The sequence below is a fragment of the Novosphingobium sp. GW821-FHT09E05 genome (assembly GCF_059416165.1).
In genome coordinates, this window is record NZ_JBWKOQ010000001.1 from 380,438 (window position 1) to 407,436 (window position 26,999).

Annotated in this window: 24 protein-coding genes and 1 tRNA gene; 12 read left to right on the forward strand and 13 right to left on the reverse strand. The window is 68.0% G+C overall.

Annotation, left to right across the window (positions count from 1 at the left end; translation table 11 throughout):
- The first annotated feature begins 16 nt into the window (after positions 1 to 16).
- Positions 17 to 313: a hypothetical protein gene (locus AC07M9_RS01810; RefSeq protein WP_494880840.1), complete on the forward strand. Its 297-nt coding sequence runs from the start codon at positions 17 to 19 to the stop codon at positions 311 to 313.
- 54 nt (positions 314 to 367) lie between these two features.
- Here AC07M9_RS01810 and AC07M9_RS01815 read toward each other — a convergent pair whose 3' ends face one another.
- The 5 genes from AC07M9_RS01815 to AC07M9_RS01835 all read right to left on the reverse strand — a co-directional run bounded on the left by AC07M9_RS01815 (position 368) and on the right by AC07M9_RS01835 (position 4,878).
- Complete coding sequence (locus tag AC07M9_RS01815) at positions 368 to 577, reverse strand: hypothetical protein (protein WP_494880842.1); 210 nt, start codon at positions 575 to 577, stop codon at positions 368 to 370.
- A 130-nt stretch (positions 578 to 707) separates the two neighbouring features.
- Positions 708 to 783 (reverse strand) — tRNA-Thr (locus AC07M9_RS01820).
- Between the two features lie 68 nt (positions 784 to 851).
- Positions 852 to 2,597, reverse strand: a complete 1,746-nt coding sequence (locus AC07M9_RS01825; RefSeq protein WP_494880844.1) for a DUF885 domain-containing protein — start codon at positions 2,595 to 2,597, stop codon at positions 852 to 854.
- A 39-nt stretch (positions 2,598 to 2,636) separates the two neighbouring features.
- Positions 2,637 to 3,503, reverse strand: coding sequence for a hypothetical protein (locus AC07M9_RS01830; RefSeq protein WP_494880846.1), 867 nt, complete (start codon positions 3,501 to 3,503; stop codon positions 2,637 to 2,639).
- Between the two features lie 52 nt (positions 3,504 to 3,555).
- Positions 3,556 to 4,878, reverse strand: a complete 1,323-nt coding sequence (locus AC07M9_RS01835) for a replication-associated recombination protein A (protein WP_494880848.1) — start codon at positions 4,876 to 4,878, stop codon at positions 3,556 to 3,558.
- A gap of 105 nt (positions 4,879 to 4,983) precedes the next feature.
- On the opposite strand from AC07M9_RS01835, the gene AC07M9_RS01840 reads away from it, so the two are divergent.
- On the forward strand, positions 4,984 to 5,433 hold the full coding sequence (locus AC07M9_RS01840; protein ID WP_494880850.1) for a hypothetical protein: 450 nt from the start codon (positions 4,984 to 4,986) through the stop codon (positions 5,431 to 5,433).
- 6 nt (positions 5,434 to 5,439) lie between these two features.
- Here AC07M9_RS01840 and AC07M9_RS01845 read toward each other — a convergent pair whose 3' ends face one another.
- The 3 genes from AC07M9_RS01845 to AC07M9_RS01855 form a co-directional block, all read right to left on the reverse strand.
- Positions 5,440 to 6,591 carry a glycosyltransferase family 4 protein gene (locus AC07M9_RS01845; protein WP_494883864.1) on the reverse strand — a complete coding sequence of 384 codons (1,152 nt, stop codon included), beginning with the start codon at positions 6,589 to 6,591 and terminating at the stop codon, positions 5,440 to 5,442.
- A gap of 148 nt (positions 6,592 to 6,739) precedes the next feature.
- Positions 6,740 to 7,231, reverse strand: a complete 492-nt coding sequence (locus AC07M9_RS01850; protein ID WP_494880851.1) for a hypothetical protein — start codon at positions 7,229 to 7,231, stop codon at positions 6,740 to 6,742.
- A gap of 231 nt (positions 7,232 to 7,462) precedes the next feature.
- Positions 7,463 to 7,852 carry a hypothetical protein gene (locus tag AC07M9_RS01855; RefSeq protein WP_494880852.1) on the reverse strand — a complete coding sequence of 130 codons (390 nt, stop codon included), beginning with the start codon at positions 7,850 to 7,852 and terminating at the stop codon, positions 7,463 to 7,465.
- 238 nt (positions 7,853 to 8,090) lie between these two features.
- Here AC07M9_RS01855 and AC07M9_RS01860 point away from each other — a divergent pair, with 238 nt between their 5' ends.
- The 7 genes from AC07M9_RS01860 to AC07M9_RS01890 all read left to right on the forward strand — a co-directional run bounded on the left by AC07M9_RS01860 (position 8,091) and on the right by AC07M9_RS01890 (position 15,244).
- Positions 8,091 to 8,363, forward strand: a complete 273-nt coding sequence (locus AC07M9_RS01860; RefSeq protein WP_494880853.1) for a hypothetical protein — start codon at positions 8,091 to 8,093, stop codon at positions 8,361 to 8,363.
- 170 nt (positions 8,364 to 8,533) lie between these two features.
- On the forward strand, positions 8,534 to 9,259 hold the full coding sequence (locus tag AC07M9_RS01865; protein ID WP_494880855.1) for a response regulator transcription factor: 726 nt from the start codon (positions 8,534 to 8,536) through the stop codon (positions 9,257 to 9,259).
- Between the two features lie 52 nt (positions 9,260 to 9,311).
- On the forward strand, positions 9,312 to 10,604 hold the full coding sequence (locus AC07M9_RS01870; protein ID WP_494883865.1) for an ATP-binding protein: 1,293 nt from the start codon (positions 9,312 to 9,314) through the stop codon (positions 10,602 to 10,604).
- 130 nt (positions 10,605 to 10,734) lie between these two features.
- Positions 10,735 to 11,424, forward strand: coding sequence for a carbonic anhydrase (locus AC07M9_RS01875; RefSeq protein ID WP_494880856.1), 690 nt, complete (start codon positions 10,735 to 10,737; stop codon positions 11,422 to 11,424).
- Positions 11,421 to 12,965, forward strand: a complete 1,545-nt coding sequence (locus AC07M9_RS01880) for a SulP family inorganic anion transporter (RefSeq protein ID WP_494880857.1) — start codon at positions 11,421 to 11,423, stop codon at positions 12,963 to 12,965. The genes AC07M9_RS01875 and AC07M9_RS01880 overlap by 4 nt, the downstream gene beginning before the upstream one ends.
- Positions 12,966 to 13,309: 344 nt before the next feature.
- Positions 13,310 to 14,167 carry a TorF family putative porin gene (locus tag AC07M9_RS01885; RefSeq protein WP_494880858.1) on the forward strand — a complete coding sequence of 286 codons (858 nt, stop codon included), beginning with the start codon at positions 13,310 to 13,312 and terminating at the stop codon, positions 14,165 to 14,167.
- Between the two features lie 219 nt (positions 14,168 to 14,386).
- Positions 14,387 to 15,244: an outer membrane protein gene (locus tag AC07M9_RS01890; protein ID WP_494880859.1), complete on the forward strand. Its 858-nt coding sequence runs from the start codon at positions 14,387 to 14,389 to the stop codon at positions 15,242 to 15,244.
- Between the two features lie 193 nt (positions 15,245 to 15,437).
- On the opposite strand, the gene typA is transcribed toward AC07M9_RS01890, so the two are convergent.
- Complete coding sequence (typA, locus tag AC07M9_RS01895; RefSeq protein ID WP_494880861.1) at positions 15,438 to 17,270, reverse strand: translational GTPase TypA; 1,833 nt, start codon at positions 17,268 to 17,270, stop codon at positions 15,438 to 15,440.
- A gap of 270 nt (positions 17,271 to 17,540) precedes the next feature.
- Here typA and AC07M9_RS01900 point away from each other — a divergent pair, with 270 nt between their 5' ends.
- Together AC07M9_RS01900 and AC07M9_RS01905 are read left to right on the forward strand one after the other, a co-directional pair.
- Positions 17,541 to 20,240: a TonB-dependent receptor gene (locus AC07M9_RS01900; RefSeq protein WP_494880863.1), complete on the forward strand. Its 2,700-nt coding sequence runs from the start codon at positions 17,541 to 17,543 to the stop codon at positions 20,238 to 20,240.
- Positions 20,241 to 20,513: 273 nt separating this feature from the next.
- Positions 20,514 to 20,978 carry a DUF805 domain-containing protein gene (locus AC07M9_RS01905; RefSeq protein ID WP_494880864.1) on the forward strand — a complete coding sequence of 155 codons (465 nt, stop codon included), beginning with the start codon at positions 20,514 to 20,516 and terminating at the stop codon, positions 20,976 to 20,978.
- Here AC07M9_RS01905 and AC07M9_RS01910 read toward each other — a convergent pair.
- Positions 20,975 to 23,500, reverse strand: coding sequence for an ABC transporter permease (locus tag AC07M9_RS01910; protein WP_494880865.1), 2,526 nt, complete (start codon positions 23,498 to 23,500; stop codon positions 20,975 to 20,977). The two genes, AC07M9_RS01905 and AC07M9_RS01910, sit on opposite strands and share 4 nt — an antisense overlap.
- 150 nt (positions 23,501 to 23,650) lie before the next feature.
- Positions 23,651 to 24,373, reverse strand: a complete 723-nt coding sequence (locus AC07M9_RS01915) for an ABC transporter ATP-binding protein (protein ID WP_494883866.1) — start codon at positions 24,371 to 24,373, stop codon at positions 23,651 to 23,653.
- 51 nt (positions 24,374 to 24,424) lie between these two features.
- Here AC07M9_RS01915 and AC07M9_RS01920 point away from each other — a divergent pair, with 51 nt between their 5' ends.
- On the forward strand, positions 24,425 to 25,126 hold the full coding sequence (locus tag AC07M9_RS01920) for an arylesterase (RefSeq protein ID WP_494880866.1): 702 nt from the start codon (positions 24,425 to 24,427) through the stop codon (positions 25,124 to 25,126).
- Here the strand turns inward: AC07M9_RS01920 and recF are convergent.
- Both recF and AC07M9_RS01930 read right to left on the reverse strand, forming a co-directional pair.
- Complete coding sequence (gene recF, locus AC07M9_RS01925) at positions 25,123 to 26,214, reverse strand: DNA replication/repair protein RecF (RefSeq protein ID WP_494880868.1); 1,092 nt, start codon at positions 26,212 to 26,214, stop codon at positions 25,123 to 25,125. The genes AC07M9_RS01920 and recF overlap by 4 nt on opposite strands.
- A gap of 37 nt (positions 26,215 to 26,251) precedes the next feature.
- A complete protein-coding gene (locus AC07M9_RS01930) occupies positions 26,252 to 26,998 on the reverse strand; it encodes a queuosine precursor transporter (RefSeq protein WP_494880869.1) in 747 nt (248 codons plus the stop codon).
- Between the last annotated feature and the right edge of the window lies 1 nt (position 26,999).

Below are 26,999 nucleotides of genomic sequence, written 5' to 3' on the forward strand. Positions count from 1 at the left end.
CGTGCGTTGGCGGTCCATGATCTATGTCGAACACATTCTCGTAGCGCTGGCCATCCAGGGCCTGGTCGGACGCCTGAGCGGCAACTGGTGGGCCGGTGCGGCTCTGGCCTCCGGCTATTTCGTCGGTCGCGAAGTGGCGCAGGCCGAGTACCGCTGGATCGAGGCCTATGGCGGGGCGCTGCGGGCGAACATGCCCTGGTGGGGGCCTCTCGATTACCGGGTCTGGCCTAAACTCGACCAGTGGATCGACTGGATCGGGCCTGTAACGGCCACCGGCGCGCTGGCATGGTTCATGGGTCGTCGCCGCGGCTGAAACGGAGAGGCATTCAGCCGCCGATGGCTTGCAAGCAGAACGTTCGGGAGGCGTTCAGACGTCTGACGGTATGGGGCGATCGAGGTAACTGGTATCTCCGCGTCTGCGCGCTTCCCAGGCGTTCGTGCGCTCGCGGGCATAGGCCTTCTGTACACGCACCTTGCTGATGCCGTACCGCTCGGCAAGCTCACCGAAAGTCGCACCGTCGATTACAGCGACGTAGATAGCGACGTTGCGCTCCGCGGTGGCATCCGAATTTTCCACGACCATCGACTTACTCCGATCCCATCCGCGATAGTTCGCTGCCCGCGTACCGATCATCGGTGCATCGCTGTGCCCGTCACCGCCGACGCCCCGCGTCGATACGGCGAAATCCCAAAGAACGGCGAAAAACTGGTGCCGGCTACAGGATTCGAACCCGTGGCCCCCTGATTACAAATCAGGTGCTCTACCAACTGAGCTAAGCCGGCGTGCCTTATGGCAAGTCCGGCGCCCTTACCGCGAGCGGGGGGCGCCGGTAAAGCCCTAACCTTTGCGGTCAGAACACCGCGTGGGGTGCGTCTTCCTTCATCATCTCCTGGCGGACCAGCGGGATCGGCGGGCCGCCGCGGCTGAGGAAGTCGTCGTGGAACGCCTTCCAGGCGGTGCGGCCGCCGCGCGTGGCGGTCCAGTCGGTGCGCAGCTTGCGGATCATCAGCTTGCCGAGCGTGTAGTTGAGGTAGGCCGGGTCGTAAGTGCCGCGCGCGGCCTGCTGCTCAGCGGTGCCTTCGTCCTGGTAGCACTGCTCCATGAACATCTTTTTCGACTGCGCCTGCGTCATCCCGCGCGCGTGCAGGCCGATGGCGGACAGGTAGCGGCAGTTGCGCAGTAATGCGTTGGAGATCTGGCCGACCTGGATGCCAGGGTCGCCGCCGCCGAGGCCGGCTTCCAGCATCATCTCCTCGGCATAGTGCGCCCAGCCCTCGGCGAAGGCGTAGCCGACGAACAGCTTGCCCACCATCGAGGGCGCGGCGTTCGAGTGGAGGAACTGCAGGTAGTGGCCGGGCATGACCTCGTGGACCGTGGTGAACATAAGGTCGGCCTTGCCGGGGATATAGTCCATCTGCATCTGCTTCGACCACGTCGGGTCCGGCGGGGAAATGTAGTAGATCGACGATCCGCCGTTCTCCAGCGGCCCTGGCGGGTCGATGTAGGCGGAGTTGGCGCGATTGTAGGGCGGGCTTTCCTCGACCTGCGCGAGCTTGGTGCCGGGGATCGTGACGACGCCGTTCTTCCGCACGAAGTCCGCCAGCTGGGGAATCTCGCGCCGGGCTTCGGCGACCGGGCCCCCGGCGGGCTTGTCGGCGCGCATCTTGTCGAAGCACTGCTGGATGGTCTTGCCGGGCGCGAACTTCGCACACGCGGCCCTTAGCCCCTGCTGATTGCGCAGGAGGTCGGCGCGGCCGGCCGCCTCAAGTTGGTCGAGCGGGGCGTCGACCGCCTCGGTGGCGGCGAGCATGCGCGAGAATTTGTCAGGGCCCATTGCGAAGCCCTGTGTCGGCGTGGACCGGGCGACCTGGTCGGCGACGGCCTGCATGGCGGTGGCGGCGGCTTCGGACGATGCCTTGAAGTCTGCCTGCAGCGCGGGGTCGGCCACGTCGGCGAAGGCGGCGCGGGCATCGCCGCGGTAGTAGCCGGCAAGACCGCCGAAGCCGTCCTTGCCTAGCTTGATGAAGCTGGCGGGCATCGCCTTGGGCAGGTTGGCGCGGATGTTGGCGGCCTGCGCGGGCACGGCCTTGAAGAAGGAAATCATCGCCTTCATCCGCGTCGGCTTGTCGGCATAGTCGCGGCTGACGTAGACGTTCGGGTCGAGCCCGCCGTTGATGTAGAACGCCGGGTTGGTATGCGGCAGGTCAGCGTCTTCCAGCCAGAACAGGTTACCCTTGGCGACCTGCACGAGATAGTCGCGCTCGAAGTGCTCGGCATCGGAGAGGTTGCTGAAGGTGGCGGCCTTGTCGATCACCGCGTGCAGGAAGGCGGCGCGGGCCTTGAGGCCAGCCTCGCTCCAATCGGGCAGCTTGCCGTCGTATTCGTGCGCGCCTTCGTAGATCGCGAAGGACGGGTCCGTGGCGAACCAGTCCTTGATGCTGGCATCGACGAACTGCTTCCAAGTTTCCTTGGGGAAAGGTTGCTCGGCGCCCGTTGCTGCTTCGACGGTCGGGGCTGCGCCATGGTCGGCGGTCGTCGTCGTGGCACACGCGGTGAGCGAAAGGCAGGCGATGCCTGCCAGCAGAACGGATTTCATGAAGAACGGCGCTCCCAGTTTTATGGCGCAGGTTGTGCGTCAGGGCGCGCCGAACGTCCAGCCCTCCGTAGCGGCGAGGTCGGGCGTGAGTTCGGCGGGGTGCCAGAGGTCGGCGCGGTGGGCGACGGTGCGCAGCCAGGCGGCGGTGACGAGGGCATCTGCGCTGTGGTCGTCGATCGGGCCGGTGCCTCCGCCGGGCTGGGAGCCCAGCGCCACGAGAGCGGCGTCGAGCGCGGCATGATCGGTCACCTTGGCGCGGCTGGCGGTGCGCCCGGCGGCGACGGCGGCAAGGGTGGTGTAGATCTCCACCAGCACCGAGCCGCCCTCCGGCAGCGGATCGACCGGCCAGACCGGTAGCCGCCTGTCCAGCCGGTGCAGCAGCCGCATCCCCGTCAGGCTCGACTTGCCGACCTGCGCCGCGCCGACGAGGTTGAAGTTGGAGTAGGGCTTGCACCCGGCTCGCGCCTGCTCCGCCTCGGTCACGCGCATACGCCCGCGCTTGTGGAGCGCGCCGGGCAGGTGGAACTGCGTGCCCTCGCGGCCTCCGTGGCGGCGGAAATAGGCGCTGAGCTGCGGGTGGTCGACGAAGCTGGCGGACGAGAGGTGCGCATCCTCCGCGCAAAGGCCATCGATCAGCGCCCAGAGTGCACGGGCGTTCGGCGGGCTGTCCGCCCAGCCGGGAAAGAAGGCGCCTGCATCGGCGAAGGGCAGCGAGATGCCGAGGTCCATGCCGACCAGCGTATCGGGCGGCAGGCGGTGCAGCAGCAGGTCCAGCACCTCGGCCCGCGACCACCTCGCGTGACCGGGCGGCGCGAGCAGGCGAGGCGCCGCATCGCCCTCAGCGCACTGGGCCACGGCGATGCCCTTATGCCGTTCGCCCAGCGCGCCCGACCAGTCGATCGCCATGAAGTTGCGGAAGTGGGTCAGAGCTGCGTGTTCCCGTCGATTTGGGCCGTCATCAGATCTCGCGCCGCTCGGCGCGCTTCTTGTCCCACCATTCGAGCCGCTTCTTGATCTCGCGCTCGAAGCCGCGTTCGACGGGGTCGTAGTAGACCTGCGGGCCGAGTTCGTCGGGCCAGTAGTTGTCGCCGGAGAAGCCGTCGGGCGCATCGTGGTCGTAGGCGTAGTCCTTGCCGTAGCCGATGTCCTTCATCAGCTTGGTCGGCGCGTTGAGGATGTTCGCCGGGGGACTGAGCGAGCCGGTCTCGCGCGCGGCCTTGAACGAGGATTTGAATGCCGCGTAGGCCGCGTTCGATTTGGGCGCGGTGGCGAGGTAGAGGCAGGCCTGCACGATCGCCAGTTCGCCCTCGGGAGAGCCGAGGAACTCGTAGGCGTCCTTAGCGGCGAGGCACTGCACCAGTGCCTGCGGATCGGCGAGGCCGACGTCCTCGCTGGCGAAGCGCACCAGCCGGCGCAGCACGTAGAGCGGCTCCTCCCCGGCGGTCAGCATTCGCGCCATGTAGTAGAGCGCGGCCTGCGGGTCCGATCCGCGCAGGGACTTATGCAGCGCGCTGATGAGGTTGTAGTGCCCGTCGCGGTCCTTGTCGTAGACCGCCACGCGGCGCTGGAGGAACTGGCCGAGGCCCGCCGGGTCGAGGGCCCTGGGGATGCGCGCGGCGTAGAGCGTCTCGGCCTGGTTGAGCAGGAAGCGCCCGTCGCCGTCGGCCGAGGCGACCAGCGCCTCGCGAGCCTCTGCGGTCAGCGGCAGCGGGCCTTCGAGGTCCTCCGCCTTGGCGAGCAGGGCGGAGAGCGCGGCGGCGTCGAGCCGGTGCAGGATCAGCACCTGCGCCCGGCTGAGCAGCGCGGCGTTGAGGGCGAAGCTGGGGTTCTCGGTCGTCGCGCCGACCAGCGTGACGGTGCCGCGCTCGACGAAGGGCAGGAAGCCGTCCTGCTGGGCGCGGTTGAAGCGGTGGATCTCGTCCACGAACAGCAGGGTGCGCTGGCCGGCCTTGGCGGCGACGTCGGCCTCGGCGAACGCCTTCTTGAGGTCCGCGACCCCAGAGAACACGGCGGACACCGCGTGGAAGCGCATGCCCACCGCGTCGGCAAGCAGGCGGGCGATGCTGGTCTTGCCGGTGCCGGGCGGGCCCCACAGGATCATCGAGGACAGGCGCCCGGCCGCGACCATGCGCCCGATCGCGCCTTCGGGCCCGGTCAGGTGCTCCTGCCCGACGACGTCGGCCAGCGTGCGCGGGCGCAGCCGGTCGGCCAGCGGGGCATCCTCGCGCACGGCGTCGGGGGCGTGGGCGGGGGGAAGGTCATCGGCGAAGAGGTCGGCCATGGAACCTATCTAGGCAGTAAAGGCGCAAACGTCATCCTCGCGCGCGCAGATTGCGCCGATGGGGCGACGGGCGTAAACCTGCGCCTGAAAAAAGGGAGCAGGGTCATGACGAGGGTTGCACGGCACGACGGTACAGTGAAGCCGGGCTGGCCGTACTGGGTGGTCGCAGTGCTGGCGCTGGTGTGGAATGCCTTTGGCTGCCTCGACTTTGCAATGACCGTCACGCGCAACGCCGCGTGGCTGGCGCCGTTGCCGCACGAGGTCGTCGACTGGCTCGACGCGGCGCCGACGTGGTCGATGTTCACCTGGGCTCTGGGGGTCTGGGGCGGCCTTATCGGCGCGCTGTGCCTGCTCGCGCGGTCGCGAATGGCGGTGATCGCCTTCGCCTTGTCGCTGCTGGGACTGGCGGTGAACCAGATCTGGCAGCTTACCACCCAGATGCCCGCAAGCATGGCCTCGCCCGGCAGCCACGCCCTTACCCTCGCGATATGGGCCGTAGCGCTGGCGCTGCTGTGGTACGCGACGCGGAAGCGCAGCGAAGGTGTGCTGCGCTGAGCGATCTCAGCGGCGTGCGTTCTGGCGTATCAGGCGGACGTATGTGTCGGCGACCGCCTGATTGATGCGATCCCAGCTGAATTCGCCCGCGCGCGCCACGCCGGCCTGGCCATGGGTGCAGCGCAGGGCCGGGTCCTCGATGTAGCTCTTGAGCGCCTCTGCAAACTGGTGGACCGCGCCCGGCGGGATGAGCCGGCCGGAGATGCGGTCGTCGACGAGGCTCTGGCTGCCCGTCGCGGCGGCGGCGACCACGGGAAGGCCGCAGGCCATGGCCTCGAGCGTGACATTGCCGAAGGTCTCGGTGACCGAAGGGTTGAACAATACGTCCATCGAGGCGACCGCGCGGCCGAGGTCCGTGCCCTGCTGGAAGCCGACGAAGGCCCCGCCGGGCAGGCGTTCCTCGAACCATTCGCGTGCAGGGCCCTCGCCGATCACGAGCACCTTGTTGCCGATGCCGCGGCGGCGCAGTTCGTCCAGAGTGTCGGAGAAGACGTCGAGACCCTTTTCCATGACCAGGCGGCCGAGGAAGCCGATCGCCACGTCACTGTCGCCGATGCCGTGGCTGCGCCGCCATTCGAGGTCGCGGCGGCCGGGGTTGAAGACTTCGTGATCGACCCCGCGAGACCAGATCGAGACATCGTAGTTCATGCGCTGCTGTCGCAGCAGCTGCGCCATGCTCTCGGATGGGGCGACGAGGGCGCTGCAGCGGCGATAGAAGCGGCGCAGCATCGCTTCCATCAACGGCTCGCCCCAAGCCATGTTGTAGTAGCGCAGGTACGTTTCGAACCGCGTGTGGACCGAGGCGAGCACCGGTAGATTGCGCCTGCGCGCCCACGCCACCGCCTGGTGCCCGACCGGATCGGGCGACGAGACGTGGACCACGTTGGGTTTGAACCGGGCAAGATCGCGGCCTGCCTTGCCCCAGATGGAGAGGGGTACGCGGTACTCGGGCCGGCCGGGAATTGGCACGGAATGCACGCCGACAAGATCTCCGGTCGGCTCGAAGGCCGGCGTCGCCACCGTGGGGGCATAGACGCGGACCTGAGCGCCTTGGCGCAGGAGGTAACCAACAAGACGGTTCAGCGCCTGGTTGGCGCCGTCTCGGACGTAATTGTAGTTGCCCGAAAACAGGGCGATGCGCAGGTCGGCGATTTCCATGGTGGGCTGGCCCATAGCGACCCCCGCCGCGCTTGGCGAGGGTCGTTGACGGGCTGCATCGCGCTCTGCCGGAAGGTGCGGCTCGCGGGCAACGGTGGACGGGGCCGGCCAGTCGCCGCGCCGCGAGTGCATTCCTGCGTGTCAGCGCTTAACGGCGGCGCCAGTCCCGCTCGCGGCGGTCGTCACGGCGGCGGTCGTAGCGGTCCCGGCCACGGTCCCAGCGATCGTTACGGCCATAGCGATCGTTGCGGCCATAGCGGTCATTGCGACCGTACCGGTCGTTGCGGCTGTAACGGTCGCGGTAATAGGGCGCGTAGTAGCGATCGTAATACCGGTCCTGATAGTAGCGGTTGGGGTTCCCCTGGTAATAATAGTAATATCCCGGCCGATCGCGGACGGTGACGTAGCGGCGCGAGGAATAGTACCCGCGATCGTAGTAGCGGCTGTCGCCGCGATCGGCGATCGCGGCCCCGATGGCGAGTCCGATCACGCCCGCGCCGATGGCGATCGCGGCGTCGTTACCGCCCCGGTCGTAGTACCGGTCGCGGGCCTGCGCCGGCGCTGCCGCCATCAGTAAGGAGGCCGAAAGCGTGATGCCGAGCGCCAGTTTCTTTCCGAGTGTCTTCAATGCAGTAGTCATGTCTTTCGACTCCCTTTCCGGGCCAACCTCGTAACGGCGGTTGCGGTGGGCGCGTTTCAACAAGCTGGGGTCGGTGGACTGAACCGCGAGTGAACTTGCTCCGAACCGGGCGACCCTTGCGACGGATGGACGGCGTTGCCGGGCCGAAACGCAAAGACGCCCGGCCAGGAGGGGGCCGGGCGTCTCGTCGGGCCGGGTGAGGAGGATCAGCCCGGTCGTTCGGTCGAGGGATCAGTAACCGCGGCGATAGTCGCCCCGGTCCCCGCCGTCGCCGCGGCGGTAGTCGTTGCCGCGATGATCGTCGTGACCACGGTTGTAGCGCCGGTACTCGTCGCGGTTGTGGCGGCCGCCGTTTCCGTCCCAGTAGTAGCCGTCGCGGTAGGCCGAGTTCGAACCGTAGCCCGAACCATAATACCGGTCGCTCTCGTAATAGCGATCGCCGCGGTTGCTCGACGAGGCGGCGATGGCGCCGACCGCGAGGCCGAGGATGCCGGCGCCGATGGCGACGGCGGCGGTGTTGTCGCTGCCGCGGTGATAGTCGCGCGCCATGGCGGGCGTGGTGCTCGCGAGGGCCGTGGCAGCAAGGCCGGCGGCGAGGGCGGTCTTCTTGAACAGGTTCATTTTCAACTCCTTGCGGGCGGCGGATCAACTGGCCGTTGTTCCCGTGTTGAGATTGTTCTACGCCTGTCCATCTGAACCGCATCGAAGCGGGCCTGGCAGAATTCATTCACGATTGTACGTAATTGTATGAACGTCCGCGCAGATGCGAACGGGCAACATTTCGTCACGCCCACGCCCGAAAGGCGACATGTGCCCCTCCCAATTTGGCGTCATCGAATTGCCCGATTGGAGAATACCCATGATTTCCGCCGCTCTTCTTGCCATCGTTTCGCTTGCCTCGCCGTCCGCCGTGCCCGTCACCGCCGCCTATGCCGGCGAGAGCGTGACCGCCGGCAAGGGCCACCCGACACCCGCACGCGGCAAGGTCGCCCGTTCCAGCGCGCCGGTCGCCTGCCACCCCGAGCCCTCCAAGGGCCGGGTCTGCCGCCACAACATCGCGCAGGCTGAAAAGGGCGAGCGTGAGGCTGCCGCCCGCGCCGACGTGGCCCTCGTCGCCATAGCGCCCCGTTAAGGCCTTCATCTCGCGGTGAAACCTCGCCGCGCCGTTCCTGCTTCCCCAGGGGCGGCGAGACATTTTCCGACCGGTGCGGCTTCCCACGCCGCACCGGTTCCCTTATTGGCAGCAGGGACAAGCACAGCACGATGACGGTCGCCCCACGCTACAGGCTCCCCCAGGACACCATGACGACACCCCCCACAATCCTGCTCGTCGAGGATGACGGCGCGCTCCGTACCCTGACCGCGCGGGCGCTGCGGCAGAGCGGGTTCAACGTCCTGACCGCCGCCACCGGCGCCGAGATGTGGGTCACCCTGCGCGAGGCGACGGTCAATCTCGTGGTCCTCGACATCATGCTGCCCGGCACCAGCGGCTTCGACCTGTTCCGCCGTCTGCGCCGCGAAAGCGACGTGCCGATCATCTTCGTCAGCGCGCGTGGCAGCGAGGAGGACCGTGTCCTTGGCCTCGAGCTTGGCGCCGACGACTATCTCGCCAAGCCGTTCAGCACGCGCGAACTGGCCGCCCGCGTCAGCGCCGTGCTGCGCCGCGGCGGCGGCCTCGACTCCGCCAGCGAGCCGGCCGATACACGCGGGCAGGACATGATCCACTTCGACGGGTGGCAGGTTTCGATGGCGCGGCGCGAGCTCCGCTCTCCGAACGGGGCCATTGTTGACCTCACCGGCGCGGAGTTCGACCTGCTCTCCACCTTCCTCGGCTATCCGCAGCGCGTGCTTGGCCGCGAACGCCTGATGGAGCTGTCGCGCTCGCGCATCGGCGACAGTTCGGACCGCAGCATCGACGTGCTCGTCAGCCGCCTGCGCCGCAAGCTGCAGGCCGAAGGCGGCGAGTCGCCGATCGTCACCGTTCGCGGTGTCGGCTACATGTTCAAGGCGGAAGTGACGCGCGCCTGATGTCCGGCAGGTCGGCCTGACAGTGCGGAAAGTTGTCGGCCTGTTCAGGCGGATGGGTCTTCCCGAGCGCCTGCTCGCGGTGCTGGTGCTCGTCGTCGTGGTGGAATTCGCCGCCAACTGCTTCCTGTTCGACCGCGTCAATTCCTTCGAGCTGCGCCGCGATGATGCCGACCGCATCGCCGAAAACCTGGTCCTCGCTCATCGCACGCTCGAACATGCCGAGCCAGGTGAGCGCGGCGCGGTAGCCCGGGTCCTCACCACCGACCGCTTCCGGCTGGTCTGGACCGGTCCCGACGACCGCCGGCGCGGCTCGCTGGGACTGTCGAACCTGCGTTCCCAGGTCGTCGGGATCGAGCCGGAACTGGCGCTCGCCGATCTGGAACTCCATCTCGAGGAACTGCCCGGCAAGGGCAATATCGGCGGTTCTTTCCGCCTGGCCGACCGCAGCGTGGTGCGCTTCCACACACATGCCAATGCCGTCTGGAAGCTGACTGCCGGCCGCATCGCCATCCTCGTGCTGCCGACGCTGCTGCTGATCGCGCTGGCCTGGCTGCTCGTACGCGCGACGCTGAGGCCGCTACGCAACCTGATCGGCGCCACGCGTCACCTCGGCTCGGGACCGCCGCGTCCGGTGCCGGAACGCGGCCCGGACGAGCTGCGCGAGCTCATCCGCGCGCTGAACGAGATGCAGGCCCGCATCCATCAGTCGCTGGTCGACCGTACCCAGACGATGCTGGCGATCGGTCACGACCTCAAGACTCCGCTGTCGCGCATGACGCTGCGGCTCGACGACGAAAGCGTCGATCCCGAAGTGCGCGAAGGCCTGTCGCACGACATCGAGGAAATGCGCCTGCTGCTCGATTCGATCCAGGCCTACGTCGACAGCGATGGGCGCACGATCCCTTCCGAACTGATCGACATTGCCGTCATGGCCGAGACGCTGGTCGACACGGCGGCCGACCACGGCGCGAATGCGACATATTCCGGCGCCTCCAGCGTCACCCTGAAGGTCAGGCCCGTGCCTATCCGCCGGGCGCTGTCGAACCTCATCGAGAACGCCATCCACTACGGCGGCAACGCCCGCGTCAGTGTTCGGCGCGACGGGGCCGGGGTGGAGATCGTCGTCGAGGACGACGGCCCCGGCATTCCCGAGGACCGTATCGCCGACGCGCTTCAGCCTTTCGTCCGGCTCGACACGGCCCGCGCCCGGGATACCGCCGGGATGGGGCTCGGTCTGCCGATCGTCGGCAAGGCGGTGCGCATGGAGAACGGCACGCTCGATCTGCGCAACCGCCCCGAAGGCGGGCTGCGCGCGACCATTCGCCTGCCGCTGGCTTCGGACTGACCGATCGCTGCGCTGCAGCAAACTTTCGTTACGTTAGCGACCGAAGGCCGAAAATCTCGATCCCTAGTTTTCTGGATAAGCCGCCGGCCCTGCGCCGGGCGGCCATGAAATTCAGTGAAAGGTATCCGAGATGAACGAGCTCATCGGCCGCGTCTTCAACTTCGAGAAGACCACGTTCCCCGCCAGCAGCGAGCTTTTCGGTGAACTGACCGCCAAGGGCCAGTTCCCCAAGGCGCTCATCATTTCCTGCGCCGATTCGCGCGTCGTGCCCGAGCACATCGTGCAGGCCGACCCCGGCGATCTGTTCGTGTGCCGTAATGCCGGCAACATCGTCCCGCCCTATTCGACCCAGAACGGCGGCGTGACCTCGACCGTCGAATATGCCGTCGCCGCGCTGGGCGTGCGCGACATCATCGTCTGCGGCCACTCGGACTGCGGCGCCATGAAGGCGCTCAGCGACCCGACCGGCCTCGACGCCATGCCCAATGTCGCCGCCTGGCTCAAGCACGGCGCCGCCGCCGAGCATATCGTCAGCACCTGCCACGCCGACCTCGAGGGCAAGGAGCGCGTCCGCGCGATCACGCTCGAGAACATCATCGCCCAGCTCAGCCACCTGCGCACCCACCCCTCGGTGGCAGCCGGCATCGCGCGCGGCGAGATCACGCTGCACGGCTGGTTCGTGGACATCCACGCAGGCCAGGTCCTCGGCCTGAACGGAGACACCGGCGAGTTCATCGTCCTGCGCGAGGACCGCGAACTGCCGGTCGCGCTGGCCGCGCGCACCCGCGTTGCCACCGAATACCTCGAAGCGGCAGAATGAGCGCCGTGGCCGCAGCCCCCGCGGGCGAGGAGCGCTCAGGCTTCTTCGCCCACTTCGGCCGGGACTTCACGGCGTCGATCGTCGTGTTCCTGGTTGCCATGCCGCTGTGCATGGGCATCGCCATCGCCTCGGGCGTCCCGCCCGAGCGGGGGCTCGTCACCGGCATCATCGGCGGCATCGTCGTCGGCATGCTGGCCGGATCGCCGCTGCAGGTCAGCGGCCCGGCGGCGGGGCTTGCGGTCATCGTCTTCGAATTCGTGCGTGAAAACGGGCTCGAGGCACTCGGGCCCGTCCTGCTGCTGGCAGGCGTGCTCCAGGTCGTGGCCGGTGCGCTCAAGCTTGGCGGCCTGTTCCGCGCGATCAGTCCCGCCGTGGTGCACGGCATGCTGGCCGGCATCGGCGCGCTGATCGTCATCGGGCAGTTTCACATCCTGTTCGATGCCAAGCCGATGGCCAGTGGCCTCGAGAACATGGCGATGATGCCCGCGCGCGTGCTTGGCCTCGATTTCAGCAACGCCGCCGCGACCGAAATGGCGCTGGCGATCGGCGTGCTGACGATCGCCGTCATGCTCGGCTGGGAGAAGCTGCGGCCCAAGTCCCTCTCGCTGGTTCCCGGCGCGCTGCTCGGCGTCCTCGCCGCGACCGCCGCCGCATGGGGCCTTGGCCTCGACGTTGCGCGGATCGAGGTTCCGGCCTCGATCGCCGCCGCCTTCACCTTCCCGACCAGCGCCGCGTGGTTCGCGCCGCTCGCCAATCCCACGCTCGTGATCGCGGCCATTGCGATCGCCTTCATCGCCAGCGCCGAGACACTTCTCTCTGCCGCAGCGGTCGACCGGATGCACGACGGTGTGCGCACCAAGTACGACAAGGAACTGCGCGCGCAGGGCGTGGGCAACTTCCTGTGCGGCCTCTTCGGTGCGCTGCCGATGACGGGCGTCATCGTCCGTTCGTCAGCCAACGTGCAGGCGGGCGGGCGCACGCGCCTCTCGACCATCATGCACGGTGCCTGGATCCTCGGGTTCGTCGCGCTGCTGCCCTGGTTGCTGCGCGAAGTGCCGATGGCGGCGCTGGGCGGCATCCTCGTCGTCACCGGCTGGCGCCTCGTCAGCGTGAAGCACGTCACTCACCTGTTCAAGGCACACGGCCCCCTGCCTGCCGCGATCTGGGCGGCGACGTTCATCCTGGTGGTGACCACCGACCTCCTGACCGGCGTGCTCGTCGGCCTGGCGCTTTCGGTGGTCGAATTGCTGCCACACTACCGCCACCTGCGCCTCAAGGTGAACGAGCACGAAGACGGTGAGGGGACCCGCGTCGCGCTGCATGGCGCCGCGACCTTCGTCGGCCTCACCCGCCTCAACGCGGTGCTTGAGAAGCAGCCAGCGAACCGACCCGTCCACCTCGACCTCGACCGCGTCAGGGCGATCGACCACACCACGGCAGAGACGCTGTCCGAATGGATCAGCCGTCGCCGCCAGGGTGGCCAGAACGACCGCGTGACCGGTCCCGACGCGATCCTGAGGCCACTGCCCGTCCCGGGCTGAGCCTTGCAACCGATACCTGGCGGGCCGGGAACCCTCACACCCGGCCCTCTAACCTTCCGGGCGGAACGCGAAAGCGTTTCCGCCCGGCTTCTTTTGACCGCAGGGCGGAGGCGTTGCATCTCGGCTCTGGCCAGATGCAGAGCCGAGTGCTTTGTGTTGCAATGCGAACACACATGTTGCGCTGCAGAAAGCAGCAATGTTTCGTCACGATTAGGCAAGCAACTGGACAATGCCCCAGCGTAGTTCTCGTCATGCCGGAGTGAAACGGGCCCGCCACGCAGCGAGGCCCGCGCCCCGGACGCAGGACGGAACGTGATACAAACAGCAACATGAGGGTGTTCCGTATGAAGTCTCGTCTTTTCGCCGGCGTCGCCGGCCCTGTGATCGCATGCGCCGCCGCATTCCTTGCGACCCCCGCGATGGCGCAGGAAGAAGCTCCCAGCGAAATCACCGTCACCGGCAGCGTCGGGCTCGTCACCGACTACCGCTTCCGCGGCGTCTCGCAGACCGACAAGGAAATGGCGATCCAGGGCGGCATCACCGCCACCCACGCCAGCGGCTTCTACGTCGCCACCTGGGCCTCGAACCTCTCGGGCTGGGGCACCTTCGGCGGCTCCAACATGGAACTCGACGTCGTCGGCGGCTTCGCCACCGAAGTGTCGAGCGGCGTGACGCTCGATGTCGGCCTGACCTGGTACATGTATCCGGGCGGCGCTTCGGACACCGATTTCGCGGAACCCTACGTCAAGCTGTCGACCACGATGGGCCCGGCCAAGGCGCTGATCGGCGTGGCCTACGCGCCCAAGCAGCAGGCTCTCGGCCGCTGGTACGTCGATGCCGACTCCTATGCGACCGGCATTCCCGATGCGCCGGGCGCCAAGTCCGACAACTTCTATGTCTGGGGCGACGTCAGCGGCGGAATTCCGGAAACCCCGCTCTCGCTGAAGGCGCACCTCGGCTATTCGGACGGCAACTCGGGCCTCGGCCCGAACGGCACCAGCGTCGCGCCGACCGGCAGCTATCTCGACTGGATGCTCGGCGCCGACCTCGCGCTGGGCCCGGTGACGCTGGGCGTCGCCTACGTCGATACCGATATCTCGAAGTCGCAGTCGGCCTATCTCAAGCCGAACTTCTCTTCGACCAAGAACGGTTCGCAGATCGCCGGATCGACCGTGCTGTTCTCGCTTACGGCAGGCTTCTGACCTGATCGAGGTGTCCCTCGCCCAGCCTCAGGCGAGGCGGGGCGAGGGATAGCCGCGACGAGCGGTGGAACGACGAACACTGTCACGAAGTGGCAGATTGCAATTGTAAATTATTGTAAACGTCAGATATTTTTGCGACGAGCTGAGCAACCTCGCGCCGTTTCGAAACTTCATCCTTCCGCAAAGGCGATAATCCGCCTCACGCTCAGGAAGGATCCTATGACTAATCTTCATCGCGCGATGTCTGCCATCGCGTTCGCAGCCGCCATGTCGGCCGCCCCCGCCTTCGCCCAGGACGCCGCGCCCTCAGGCCGCGACAGCCACTTCGACGGCGTCTACATCCAGGGCTTCGGCGGCTACTCCGCCCAGAACAAGGACAACGCCGAGCGCCTCAAGTTCGACACCGACGGCGATGGCAAGTACGACAACACCGTCCGTACCGCGACGGGCGCCGACGCCTTCGCGCCCGGCTTCTGCAACGGCCGTGCCAATGGTGCGACCCGCGCCGCCGGTGGATGCCGCGGTGACCGTGACGGTGCTGAATACGGCGCGCGGATCGGCTACGACCGCCGCATGGGCAACTTCGTCGTCGGCGGCCTGATCGAAGGCGCCAAGACCGAAGCCAAGGACGCCGTCTCGGGCTACAGCATCACGCCGGCAGGCTATGCCATCCAGCGCGAGATGGACTGGTCGGCATCGGCCCGCCTGCGCGCTGGCTACACTCCGGGCGGCGGCGCGCTGTTCTATGCCACCGGCGGTGGCAGCTACGCCAAGCTCGACCACACCTTCACCACCACCAACACCGCCAACTCGTTCGACGAGCAGCGCGACGGCAAGGGCGTGTGGGGCTGGCAGGTCGGTGGTGGCACCGAGATCATGGTGACCGACCACATGAGCCTGGGTCTCGAGTACCTCTACAACCGCTACACCGACAACAAGTACAATGTCGTGGTCGGCCAGGGCACCGCGCCGGCAACCAACCCGTTCCTCCTCGATTCGGGTTCGACCCGTCTCAAGGGCGGCGACAAGAACTTCGACTACCACTCGCTGCGCGCAACGGTCGGCTTCCAGTTCTGACCGTGACCTGATCCTCCCGGGAGGATCGCAGGAGGGACAACGGGCCAGCGTCTGTGCCGGCGCCCCGTTGTCCTTCCGGCGAACGCCCGGAGCATCAAACCCCACCGGGTCGCAAAACAAGAAAAAGGGCGCGATGGCTTGGCCATCGCGCCCTTTTCAATGTGCCGCCGACCTAGGCCGGCGAGGACACGCCTCAGGCGTTTTCCTTCTTGCGGCCGGCCTTCTTGCGCTCGTTCGGGTCGAGCAGGGCCTTGCGCAGACGGATCGACTTGGGGGTCACTTCGACCATCTCGTCGTCGTCGATGTAGGCGATCGCCTGCTCCAGCGTCATCACGCGGGGCGGGGTGAGGCGGATGGCGTCGTCCTTGCCGGTCGAACGGAAGTTCGTCAGCTGCTTCGACTTCATCGGGTTCACTTCGAGATCGTCGGGCTTGGCGTTCTCGCCGATGATCATGCCTTCATAGAGCGGCTCGCCCGAGCCGACGAACAGCACGCCGCGCTCTTCGAGCGGGCCGAGGGCGTAGGCCACGGCTTCACCGGCGCCGTTCGAGATCAGCACGCCATTCTTGCGGCCTTCGATCTTGCCCTTGTGGGGGCCGTACTTGTCGAACAGGCGGTTCATGATGCCGGTGCCGCGCGTGTCCGACAGGAACTCGCCGTGGTAGCCGATCAGGCCGCGCGAGGGCGCGACGAAGGTGATGCGGGTCTTGCCGCCGCCCGAGGGGCGCATGTCGGTCATCTCGCCCTTGCGGATCGCCATCTTCTCGACGACGGTGCCCGAGAATTCCTCGTCCACGTCGATCACGACGGTTTCGTAAGGCTCGGTCTTCTTGCCGTTCTCGTCTTCGAGGAACAGCACGCGCGGGCGGCTGATGCCCAGTTCGAAGCCTTCGCGGCGCATCGTCTCGATGACGACGCCCAGCTGAAGTTCGCCGCGACCGGCGACTTCGAAGCTGTCCTTGTCGGCCGATTCGGTGACGCGGATGGCGACGTTCGTTTCGGCTTCGCGGGCCAGGCGGTCGCGGATCATGCGGCTGGTGACCTTCGAGCCTTCACGGCCGGCCATCGGCGAATCGTTGACGGCAAAGCGCATCGACAGCGTCGGCGGATCGATCGGCTGGGCCTGGAGCGGCTCGGACACCGAAGGGTCGGCGATCGTGTTCGACACGGTCGCGGCGGTCAGGCCGGCGATCGAGATGATGTCACCGGCCTTGGCCATGTCGACGGGCACGCGGTCGAGACCGTGGAACGCGAGCAGCTTCGAGGCGCGGCCGGTCTCCACGACCTTGCCTTCGCTGTCGAGCGCGCGGATCTGGTCGTTCAGGCGGACGGTGCCCGACTGGACCTTGCCGGTCAGGATGCGGCCAAGGAAGTTGTCGCGGTCGAGCAGCGTGACGAGGAACTTGAAGGGACCGTCGACGTCGGCTTCCGGCGCGGGGACGTGCTCGATGATCTTTTCGAACAGCGGGGTCAGGGTGCCTTCGCGCGCATCGGGATCTTCGCTGGCGTAGCCGTTGCGGCCCGAGGCGTAGAGGGTGGGGAAGTCGAGCTGCTCGTCGTTGGCGTCGAGGCTGACGAAGAGATCGAACACTTCGTCGAGCACTTCGCTGTGGCGGCCGTCGGGACGGTCAATCTTGTTGACCACGACGATCGGCTTGAGGCCCAGGCCCAGCGCCTTCCCGGTGACGAACTTGGTCTGCGGCATCGCGCCTTCCGAGCTGTCGACCAGCAGGATCACGCCGTCGACCATCGAGAGGATGCGCTCCACCTCGGCGCCGAAGTCGGCGTGTCCGGGCGTGTCGACGATGTTGATGCGGTAGCCGTTCCACTCGATCGAGGTGGGCTTCGCCAGAATGGTGATGCCGCGCTCTTTTTCGAGGTCGTTCGAATCCATCGCGCGCTCTTCGACGCGCTGGTTGTCGCGGAAGGTGCCGGACTGGCGGAAGAGCTGGTCGACGAGGGTGGTTTTACCGTGGTCAACGTGCGCGATGATCGCGATGTTGCGCAGTGGAAGCGGGGCGGACATTCAGGTCTTCTTTCGAAAGGAGGGCAGCACCTGCAGATGCGTGCTGCACTGCAAAATTTGCGCGCCATTAGCGGATATGAGCCTTTTCGGCAAGGGCGCTGCGATGGACCGGATTGTGACGTTGGCGCCACAATGGGTGCGAAATGACCGCAGTTGTTCCCGGACTTTGATTGTAGCGCTTTCGGTTACTTCGTAAAAGCCCGTTTACGATACGCGGTGAGGCCGGTGCGCTCGATGCCGACACCCGCGATCGGAGAACAGGGGATCCCGATGAAGCGTATGGCAGCAGGCGCTGCGCGTGGACCGCGCATGGGCATTGGATTGGGCCGCTCGGGGCTGAGGGCAGGGGCCTCGCTGGGCGGGCTCGCGCTGGCGGCGCTAGCCTCGTCGGCCCAGGCGCAGGACGGCGCTCCGCAGGCGGAGGAGGAGCAGTACTCCGACACCATCATCGTCACCGCCACCAAGCGCGAACAGACGCTGCAGGACGTGCCCGTCGCCGTCTCGGTGACCACCGGCGCCACCTTGGAACGCGCGCAGATCCGCGATCTCAAGGATCTCCAGTCGGTGGTGCCGTCGCTGCGGGTGAACCAGCTGCAGTCGAGCGCCAACACCAACTTCTACATCCGCGGCTTCGGCAACGGCGCCAACAATGCCGGGATCGAGCCTTCGGTCGGCCTTTTCATCGACGGCGTGTATCGCTCCCGCTCCGCCTCGATGATCGCGGACTTCCCCGACGTCGAGCGGATCGAGGTGCTGCGCGGGCCGCAGTCGACGCTGTTCGGCAAGAATGCCTCGGCGGGCGTGATCTCGATCGTCACCAAGAAGCCGCAGTTCCAGTTCGGCGGCAACGTCGAGGCCAGCTACGGCAACTACGATGCCGTGGTGATCAAGGGCATGGTCACCGGCCCGCTTACCCAGAACGTCGCCTTCAGCGCGGCCGGCGGCCTCAACAGGCGCGACGGCACCGTCAGGGACCTCGCCACCGGGGAGCGCACCAACGAACGCGGTCGCTGGTTCGCCAAGGGCCAGCTTCTGTTCGACGACCACGACGGGCTCGAAGTGCGGCTCATCGGCGACTACGGCAAGATCGACGAGAACTGCTGCGCCGTCGTCAACCTGCGGCAGGCGGCGTCCACTGCGGCAATCTTCGCGCTGGGCGGTGCCGTCAACCAACCCGGCGAGAAGTACGACAACATTGCCTATGGCAACTTCCAGAGCTCGAACGACATCGAGAACTGGGGCCTCTCGGGGCAGGTGGACTATGATTTCGGCGGCGTGCAGCTGACCTCGATCACGGCCTATCGCCGAACCAATTCATTGACCAACCAGGATTCCGACTTCTCCAGCGCGGACCTTTTGGGCCGCAACTGGCAGGATCTGCGGATCAAGACCTTCACGCAGGAACTGCGCGCCAACTTCGAGCTGGGTGACAGGATCACCGGCCTGCTCGGCGGCTACTACTTCAACGAGAAGATCGACCAGGCCAACGAGGTATTCTGGGGCGACGACGCGCGTCCCTACGCCAACCTGCTGGTCCAGGGCCTCTCGGGCGGGTCGCTCAGCGTGCCGCAACTGGAGACCACCTTCGGCGCGCTGGAGGGCAATCCGGCGAAGTACGCGGGGCGCTTCTTCGCGGCCGGCACCGGGCTGACCGAGGCTTACAAGCTCAAGGACGAGGCGTTCTCGATCTTCGGCCAGCTCGATTTCGAGGTGGCGCCGGGCCTGATCGTGACCGGCGGCATCAACTACACCCACGACAGGAAGCGCTTCTCGACCGCGACGACCTCGAACGACGTCTTTGCCGCCATCGACTTCGACGACCCGCGCTATGCCGCGTTCCGCCAGCAGTTGCTGCTCGGCGGCGCGCTGCGTTCCGTCGGCGTGGACCCGACCGACATGGCGCAGGTCGTGAGCTTCGCCACCAGCCCGGCCACCGCGCCGGTTTACCGGCAGCTCGTCGCCTTCGCGAACGGCAACGCCAACAACCGCGCAGCCAACCCGCTGAATCCGCTGCGCGCGCTCCAGTATTTCCCGCCGTTCATGAACGTGCCCAACGCGGTCGAGCCGGGCGGGGTCAGCGACGGCGACTTCAGCTATACCGCGCGGGTGGCCTGGGACGTGACGCCCAGTGTCAACCTCTACGCCGCCTGGGCGACCGGCTACAAGGCGGCCTCGATCAACCTCTCGCGCGACAGCCGGCCGACCCCGGCCGACCTCGTCGCCCTGCGCGCGCAGGGGCTGGCGGTGACCAACCTGACCGCCGGCAGCCGCTTCGCCGACCCCGAGGACGCGACGGTCTACGAACTGGGCTTCAAGGGCAACTGGGGCCTGGTTTCGGCCAACGTCGCGGTGTTCAAGCAGACCATCAAGAACTTCCAGTCGAACGTCTTCACCGGCTCGGGTTTCTTCCTCGCCAACGCGGGCAAGCAGTCCGCCTTCGGCATCGAGTTCGAAGGCTCGGCCAAGCCGATCGAGCCGCTGACGCTGACGCTGGCCTGGACCTACCTCGACCCCAAGTACGACAGGTTCCAGCTCTCCGCTTTCGGCGATCTTTCGGGCACCACCCCGGCCAGCGTCTCGCCGCTGTCGGTGACCTTCGGGGCGGAGTTCGTGCAGCCGGTCGGCGGCAATGGCGACCGCGTGATCCTGCGCGGCGACTATCATTACGAAGCGCAGTTCCGGCTGGTCGAGGGTCTCCCGGGCCTCGTCGTGCGCGACAGTGTCGGCAACGTGACCAGCGTCGCGGCCGCGCTTGCGGCGGCGGAGGAGTTCAAGCAGGACATCAACGACGTCAACGCCTCGCTCACCTACGCGATGGCAAGCGGGCTGGAGCTGTCCGTCTGGGGCCGCAACCTGCTCGACGACCGCACCATCCTGCAGATCTTCGACAGCCCCGCCCAGCCCGGCTCTATCTCCGGCTACCCCAACCAGCCGCGCACTTACGGCGTGGCCGCGCGGATGCGGTTCTGAGCGGCGATTGACTCCGCCCCTACCCTAAACTCCGTCATCCCGGCGCAGGCCGGGAATAAGCGGGACCCCGACTGCGCGTTGGCGAGGAAGGAACGCGCTGTGTGAAAGGCACTCGGAACCCAAACCCTGCGCGCGTCTATTTGTCCACGTTTCCAACGGACTGAACTGCCCCGTTGCCCACCGAGTCTTTGTCCCTATAGTCCGGTGCTGCAAGGCAGGCACAATGACGCATCGGCGTCCGCGCGGCATTCCGCGTAGAAAAAGGGGAAAGACATGCTCGAATACATGCTGATGCCGTTTCGGCGTTACGCCGAGTTCAACGGCCGGTCGCGGCGGATGGAGTACTGGGCGTTCACCCTGCTCAACGTGATCGTCTACTCGGCGATCGGCCTGATCGCGCTGGCCATGGGCCTGTCGCTGAGCGCCCTGACCGACCTCGAGAGCGGCGGCATCTCGTCCGCAGCCCTGGGCGGCGGGTTCATGGTACTCGTAGGGCTCGGCGGGCTCTACTTCCTCGCCACGTTCATCCCCAGCATTGCCGTGGCCGTGCGCCGCCTGCACGACCGCGACATGAGCGGCTGGTGGTATCTCGGCTTCATCGTGCTGGGCATGATCCCGTTCGTCGGCTGGATCGCCAGCATCGCCTTCCTGGTGATCCTGTTCCTGCCCGGCACGCCCGGGCACAACCGCTTCGGTGAAGACCCCAAGGACCCGCTGGGCGCGGAAGTGTTCGCCTAAAGCTCCCTGAGCGCGCGCGCCGGTTTCGCCCGCAGCAGCGGTAGCGAGCCGGCCAGCGCGAAGCCGAGGATCAGCAGGAGGCCCACACCGAGCACCGCAAGGACGCGGGGCCAGTCGGGCATCCAGCTGAACTCGAACAGCTTGACCACCACCGCCCAGGCCATCGCGCTGCCGGCCGCCAGCGCCACCACCGCGAGCACCGCGGCGATGAGTCCGTACTCGGCCATCTGCAGGACCAGCAGCTGGCGCCGGCTGGCGCCCAGCACGCGCAGGATCACGGTGTCGTAAGTCCGGCTCGCACGCGCCGCCGCGATGGCGCCCAGCAGCACCGCCAGCCCCGCCAGCACCGCCACCGAGGAGGCCGCGAGGATCGCCGCCGACATCTGGTCGAGCAGCGCGCGGGCGTCGCGGAGCAGACTGCCGGTCTCGATCACCGAACTCGACGGGAAGGCGCGCACCAGCTTGGGCAGCAGCCCGGCGGTGGAGGCGCCCGCCGGCACTTCGATCGTCGCGGCGAGATTGTGGGGGGCATCCGAAATCGCGCCGGGCGAGAACACCAGCACATAGTTGAACCCTAGGGAATCCCAGTCGATCCGGCGCAGCGCGGCGACCCTGGCGGTCCGCTCCACGCCCAGCACGTTGACCGTGATGTAGTCGCCGACTTTGAGGCCGATCGCTTCGGCGAGGTCCTCGTCGAGCGAGACCAACGGCTCGCCCCACGGAATCTCCGGCCACCATTTGCCGGAGGTCACGGTGCTGCCTTCAGGGACCCCGACCGAGTACGTCAGGCCGCGCTCGCCGCGTAGCGCCCAGGCGCCGTCGGGCAGGTCCTTGCCGAGGCTCGACACCTTGGTCATGCGGTCCTTGGGGCCGTAGGCGACAATGCGGCCGCGCAAATTGGGCACCAGCTTGAGCTTGGCGCCCGGCACGGCCTGATCGACCGCATCACGGAAAGCGGTGGCCCTGGCCAGCGGCACATCGAGCACGAAGAAGTCGGGCGCGCGCTGCGGCACGGTGCGGCGGATGTTGGCGTCGAGGCTCGTCTGCACCGCGGCGATCAGCACGAAGGCGGAAAGCCCGAAGCCGAGCGCGGTCACCAGCGCGCCGGTCTGCGCGCCGGGGCGGTGGAGATTGGCGAGGCCCGCGCGCAGCATCGGCCCGCGCGGCCGGGGCAGCCGGGCGGCGCCCTTGCGGATGCCGAGGCCGATCAGCGCCAGCAGCCCCAGCATCGCCGCCGATCCGCCGAGGAAGCTCAGCGTCACCAGCGGCTGCGCGGCGTTGACCAGCGCCAGCGCGGCGATGGCGGCAAGGCCGAGCCCCACCGGCAGCGCCAGCGCCTTGCGGTCGGCAGCGAGGGGTGAAACCCGCGAGCGCATCAGCGCCATCGCCGGCCAGCCGCGCGCCCGCACCAACGGCGGCGCAGCGAACACCAGTGCCACCAGCAGGCCGTAGGCGGCGGCCGTCGCCAGCGCGGCGGGGGAGACGGTGAAGCCGGTGTTGACCGGCAGCAGGCTCGCCAGCGCCGAGGCCAGCAGCGGGGTCACCATGACCCCGGCGGCAAGCCCCGCCATGCTTCCGACCAGCGCCGCCGTACCGACCTGCAGCAGGTAGATGCGTGCGATGTCCCCGCTCGTCGCGCCCAGTACCTTGAGCGTGGCGATCGAGGTGCGCCGTGCCTCGAGGTAGGAGGACACGCCGCCGCCGATCCCGATCCCGGCGATCACCAGCGCGGCGAGGCCGACCAGCACGAGGAACTCGCCCATGCGGCCGACGAAGCGCTCGGTGGAGGGGGAGGCGGCCAGCCGGGTGCGGGTCTCGAAGGCGGTGTCGCCGAAGCGCGCTTTCAGCGCGTCGATGACGGGCTCCGGGTTGCGCAGGGGATCGGCGAAGCGGACGCGCACGGCGCTGCGGTACATGGCGCCGGGGCTCGTGAGGCCGGCGCGGGCGGGCAGGTCCAGCGGGGCGATGGCGGTGTCGCCGAGCGCGAAGCCCTCGCTCATCTGCTCGGGATCGGCGGCGATGATCCCGCCGACGGTCACGGGCACGCCGCCCATGTCGACACGCGAACCGGTCGCGACGTTAAGGCGGGCGGCAGTGCCCTTGGCGATCCACACCGTCCCTGCCGGCGGTGCGCCGACGCGCCGGCCGTCGGTCAGTTCGAGTCTGCCGTAGAGCGGCCACGCTGCGTCCACCGCCTTGAGCGCGACCGGCGCGGTGGCGTCGCCCTTGCTGGCGATGGCCTGCATCCGCTGGCCTTGCGAGACCGTGCCCAGCTTGCCGAGCGCCGCGTTCTCCTGCGCCGTCAGCGGGCGCTGCCACACCCTGAGCTCGATGTCACCGCCGAGGATTTCCCGGCCGCGCGATCCCAGTTCGCTTTCGATCGAGCCGGTCAGCGTCCCGATCGCGGCGATCGCGCCGACGCCGAGGAACAGGCAGACGAGCAGCAGCCTGAGGCCCTTGAACCGCCCGGACAGGTCGCGCCGGGCGATGGTCCAGGCGGTGCGCCAGGGGAGGGGTGTCATGCTCCGTCGTCCCCGGCTCGACCGGGGACCGCTGGGTACTCTTGAGGCGATAGTTTGCCGTGGGCCACTGTTGCGGTGTGCGTGTCGGTGAGGTGGGCGCGGCCTTGCCAGCGGTCCCCGATCAGGTCGGGGACGACGGTTATGGCGAGGTCACGCATGGTGATCGCTCGCGATGCGGCCGTCCGCCAGCGTCACCACCCGCTCGCACTGGCGGGCCAGGGCCTCGTCGTGGGTGATGATGATGAGCGTGGCGCCGGCCTCGGCGCGGCGGGCGAAGAGCAGGTCGACGATCGCCGCGCCGGTGGCGGCGTCGAGATTGCCGGTCGGCTCGTCGGCGAAGACCAGCGCCGGGCGCGGCGCGAGGGCGCGGGCGATGGCGACGCGCTGCTGCTCGCCGCCCGAAAGCTGTGCGGGATAGTGCGAGAGACGGTGGCCAAGGCCTACCGCGACCAGTTCCGCCTCGGCTCGCTCGCGCGCCTGCGGCATGCCGGCGAGTTCCAGCGGGGTCGCGACGTTTTCCAGCGCGGTCATCGTCGGCAGCAGGTGGAAGGCCTGGAGCACCACGCCGATCCGCCCGCGCCGGGCCCGGGCCAGGTCGTCCTCGCCCATGCCGACGAAGTCCTGCCCGGCCACCTGCAAAGCGCCGGAACTCGCCCGCTCCAGCCCGCTCAGCACCGCCATCAGCGACGACTTGCCCGAGCCCGAAGGTCCCAGCAGCGCCAGGGTCTGGCCCCGCGGCACGGCGAGGTCGATGCCTTTGAGAATCTCCACCGCGCTCGTCCCCGAACCCAGCGTGAGCCGCAGGTCGCTGGCAAGGATGGTGGGATCGGGAAGGGCGATGGGGGAGTGGGCAGGGCTTGTCACCGCCCCCATATGGGATAGCACCATGCGGTCCGACAAGTCGGGCACCCGAAGGAGTTTGCCTTGCGCTTCGATTCTCTCGCCTTCCTTGCCGTTTCCACCCTTGCCTTGGCCGCCTGCGACAAGGCGCCGTCACCCCCTCCCGAAGCCACCCAAAGCGCCCTAGACGCGCCGCCGCAGATCCCCGTGATGGGTCCGGAGCGGCACATCCTCGCCTTCGGGGACTCGCTGCTGGCGGGTTATGGGCTGGAGGACGGCGAGAGCTATCCCGACCGGATGGAGCAGGCGCTGCGGGCGCTGGGCGTGAATGCGCGGATCGCCAATGCCGGCGTTTCCGGCGACACCACGGCGGCGGGGCTGCAGCGGCTCGACTTCACGCTGAAGAGCCAGGCTGCCAAGCCCGAGCTGGTGATCATCAGCCTCGGCGGCAACGACATGCTGCGCTCGCTCCCCCCGGCCGAGACGCGCGCGAATATGGAGGCGATCCTCAAGCGGCTGCAGGCGGAGAAGATTCCCGTCGTCCTGCTCGGCATGCTGGCGGCGCCGAACCTGGGGCCCGACTACGCGCAGGGGTTCAATCCGATCTACCCGCAGCTGGCGGAGAAATACGGCGCGGTGCTGGTGCCGTTCTTCCTCCAGCCGGTGATCGACAAGCCCGATCTGCTGCAGGGCGACCACGTCCATCCCACCGCCATCGGCATCGACGCGATCGTCGCGGCGACGGTTGACGACGTACAGGACGCGCTGCCGAAAGTGGCGGGTTAACCCACCCGCCGCACCGCGCCGCCGCTGACTTCCCATACCGCCGCTTCGGCCGCGATGGCCTCGAACGGCGCGAGTTCGGTGCCGGTGAGCCAGACCTGCGCGGAGCCGGCGCGCAGGCGGTCGAACAGGGCCTCGCGGCGGACGGGGTCGAGGTGGGCGGCCACTTCGTCGAGCAGCAGCAGGCGCGGGCGCGCCTCGCCGCTGCTCTCCAGCAATTGCGAATGGGCGAGGGTGACGGCGATCAGCATCGCCTTCTGCTCGCCGGTGGAGCAGTCGGCGGCGGGCTGGTCCTTACCGGCCATGGTCACCGCCAGTTCGTCGCGGTGGGGGCCGGTGAGGGTGCGCTGCGCCGCGCGTTCGCGGGGTCGACCCTCGCGAAGGGCGGCGGCGAGCGCCTCGGCTTCCAGCGGCCCGCCCGGCACATAGGCCAGCGAGGGCCGCGCGAACGGGGCGTCGGGGAGGGCAGCCAGCATGTCCTCCAGCCGCCGCACGAGGTCGGCGCGCGCGGCCCCGACCAGCGCGCCGGCCTCTGCGATCTGCGTCTCGATGGCGTCCAGCCAGCGCGGATCGGGTGCGCGCTCGTCCGACAGCAGGCGATTGCGCTCGCGCAGTGCCGCCTCCAGCCGCGCGGCGTTGCCCGCATGGCCGGGGGCGATGGCCAGCACCAGCCGGTCGAGGAACCGCCGCCGCGCGCCTGCGCCCTCGACGAAGAGGCGGTCCATCGCCGGGGTCAGCCAGCCGATCGACAGCCACTCGGCCAGGCTCAGCGCGGAGGCCTGCGCGCCGCTCACCTGCACCAGCCGCCGCCCGGGCCGTTCCGCCGCGATGCCGGTGCCGAGCCGCACGGGCTCGCCCTGGGGCATGGCGAGGTCCGCGCTCACCGCGAAGCCGCCGTCGCCGCCCTGACCGGGCATGTCCGCCAGTTGCGCGCGGCGCAGGCCCCGGCCGGGGGCGAGCAGGCTGATCGCCTCGAGCACGTTGGTTTTCCCTGCGCCGTTCTCGCCGACCAGCAGGTTGAACTGCGCCGTGCCCTCGACCGCGGTCTCGCGGTGGTTGCGGAAACGGGACAGGAGGATGCGGTCGAGCATCGGCGCGGCCTAGCCGCTCAGCGCGCTCCGCTCAATCTCAGACCGAGCGCGTCTTGGCAAATGGCGAGAAGTCGACGTTGTCGTCGAAGACCTCGACACCCTCGCGGCCCTTAAGCCAGCCGACGACGGCGTAAGTCACCGGCGTCAACACGGCTTCCCACGCGACCTTCATCGCCCAGTTGGTGACCATGACGGTGAGCACCTGCCCGGTGGTCCAGGTGCCGAGGAAGGCGATGGGGTAGAACAGCGCGCTGTCGATCGCCTGGCCGAACACCGTCGAGCCGATGGTGCGGGTCCACAGGTGTTTGCCGCCGGTCAGCAGTTTCATCTTGGCCATGACGAAGGAATTGACGAACTCGCCCGCCCAGAACGCGGTGACCGAGGCGAGGACGATACGCCAGGTGGAGCCGAACACGGCTTCGTAGGCGGCCTGCCCGTCCCAGCCCTCGGACGGGGGCAGGGCGACGACGACGAAGCTCATGAAGGCCATGAACACCAGCGCGAAGAAGCCCGCCCAGACGCAGCGGCGGGCATTGGCGTAGCCGTAGACTTCGGTCAGCACGTCGCCGATCACGTAGCTGACCGGAAAGAACAGGATGCCCGCGCCGAACGTCACGCCGCCAAGCGAGGCCAGCTTGGAGGCACCGATGAGGTTGGAGAGCAGCAGGATCGCCACGAAGGCGACCATGACGTAGTCGAAGTACCGGAAGTGCCGCCGGGCGCCGGCGAGGCCGTCGATGCGGGACAGGTGAGGGCTGGGCGGCGCATCCGGGCTGGCGTTCATG

Bases quoted from the DNA above. Each gene is read 5' to 3' on its own strand.
- AC07M9_RS01810 (WP_494880840.1), top strand. From the start codon at position 17: ATGATCTATGTCGAACACATTCTCGTAGCGCTGGCCATCCAGGGCCTG.
- AC07M9_RS01825 (WP_494880844.1), bottom strand. From the start codon at position 2,597: ATGAAATCCGTTCTGCTGGCAGGCATCGCCTGCCTTTCGCTCACCGCG.
- AC07M9_RS01830 (WP_494880846.1), bottom strand. From the start codon at position 3,503: ATGGCGATCGACTGGTCGGGCGCGCTGGGCGAACGGCATAAGGGCATC.
- AC07M9_RS01835 (WP_494880848.1), bottom strand. From the start codon at position 4,878: ATGGCCGACCTCTTCGCCGATGACCTTCCCCCCGCCCACGCCCCCGAC.
- AC07M9_RS01840 (WP_494880850.1), top strand. From the start codon at position 4,984: ATGACGAGGGTTGCACGGCACGACGGTACAGTGAAGCCGGGCTGGCCG.
- AC07M9_RS01845 (WP_494883864.1), bottom strand. From the start codon at position 6,591: ATGGAAATCGCCGACCTGCGCATCGCCCTGTTTTCGGGCAACTACAAT.
- AC07M9_RS01850 (WP_494880851.1), bottom strand. From the start codon at position 7,231: ATGACTACTGCATTGAAGACACTCGGAAAGAAACTGGCGCTCGGCATC.
- AC07M9_RS01855 (WP_494880852.1), bottom strand. From the start codon at position 7,852: ATGAACCTGTTCAAGAAGACCGCCCTCGCCGCCGGCCTTGCTGCCACG.
- AC07M9_RS01860 (WP_494880853.1), top strand. From the start codon at position 8,091: ATGATTTCCGCCGCTCTTCTTGCCATCGTTTCGCTTGCCTCGCCGTCC.
- AC07M9_RS01865 (WP_494880855.1), top strand. From the start codon at position 8,534: ATGACGACACCCCCCACAATCCTGCTCGTCGAGGATGACGGCGCGCTC.
- AC07M9_RS01870 (WP_494883865.1), top strand. From the start codon at position 9,312: ATGGGTCTTCCCGAGCGCCTGCTCGCGGTGCTGGTGCTCGTCGTCGTG.
- AC07M9_RS01875 (WP_494880856.1), top strand. From the start codon at position 10,735: ATGAACGAGCTCATCGGCCGCGTCTTCAACTTCGAGAAGACCACGTTC.
- AC07M9_RS01880 (WP_494880857.1), top strand. From the start codon at position 11,421: ATGAGCGCCGTGGCCGCAGCCCCCGCGGGCGAGGAGCGCTCAGGCTTC.
- AC07M9_RS01885 (WP_494880858.1), top strand. From the start codon at position 13,310: ATGAAGTCTCGTCTTTTCGCCGGCGTCGCCGGCCCTGTGATCGCATGC.
- AC07M9_RS01890 (WP_494880859.1), top strand. From the start codon at position 14,387: ATGACTAATCTTCATCGCGCGATGTCTGCCATCGCGTTCGCAGCCGCC.
- typA (WP_494880861.1), bottom strand. From the start codon at position 17,270: ATGTCCGCCCCGCTTCCACTGCGCAACATCGCGATCATCGCGCACGTT.
- AC07M9_RS01900 (WP_494880863.1), top strand. From the start codon at position 17,541: ATGAAGCGTATGGCAGCAGGCGCTGCGCGTGGACCGCGCATGGGCATT.
- AC07M9_RS01905 (WP_494880864.1), top strand. From the start codon at position 20,514: ATGCTCGAATACATGCTGATGCCGTTTCGGCGTTACGCCGAGTTCAAC.
- AC07M9_RS01910 (WP_494880865.1), bottom strand. From the start codon at position 23,500: ATGACACCCCTCCCCTGGCGCACCGCCTGGACCATCGCCCGGCGCGAC.
- AC07M9_RS01915 (WP_494883866.1), bottom strand. From the start codon at position 24,373: ATGGGGGCGGTGACAAGCCCTGCCCACTCCCCCATCGCCCTTCCCGAT.
- recF (WP_494880868.1), bottom strand. From the start codon at position 26,214: ATGCTCGACCGCATCCTCCTGTCCCGTTTCCGCAACCACCGCGAGACC.
- AC07M9_RS01930 (WP_494880869.1), bottom strand. From the start codon at position 26,998: ATGAACGCCAGCCCGGATGCGCCGCCCAGCCCTCACCTGTCCCGCATC.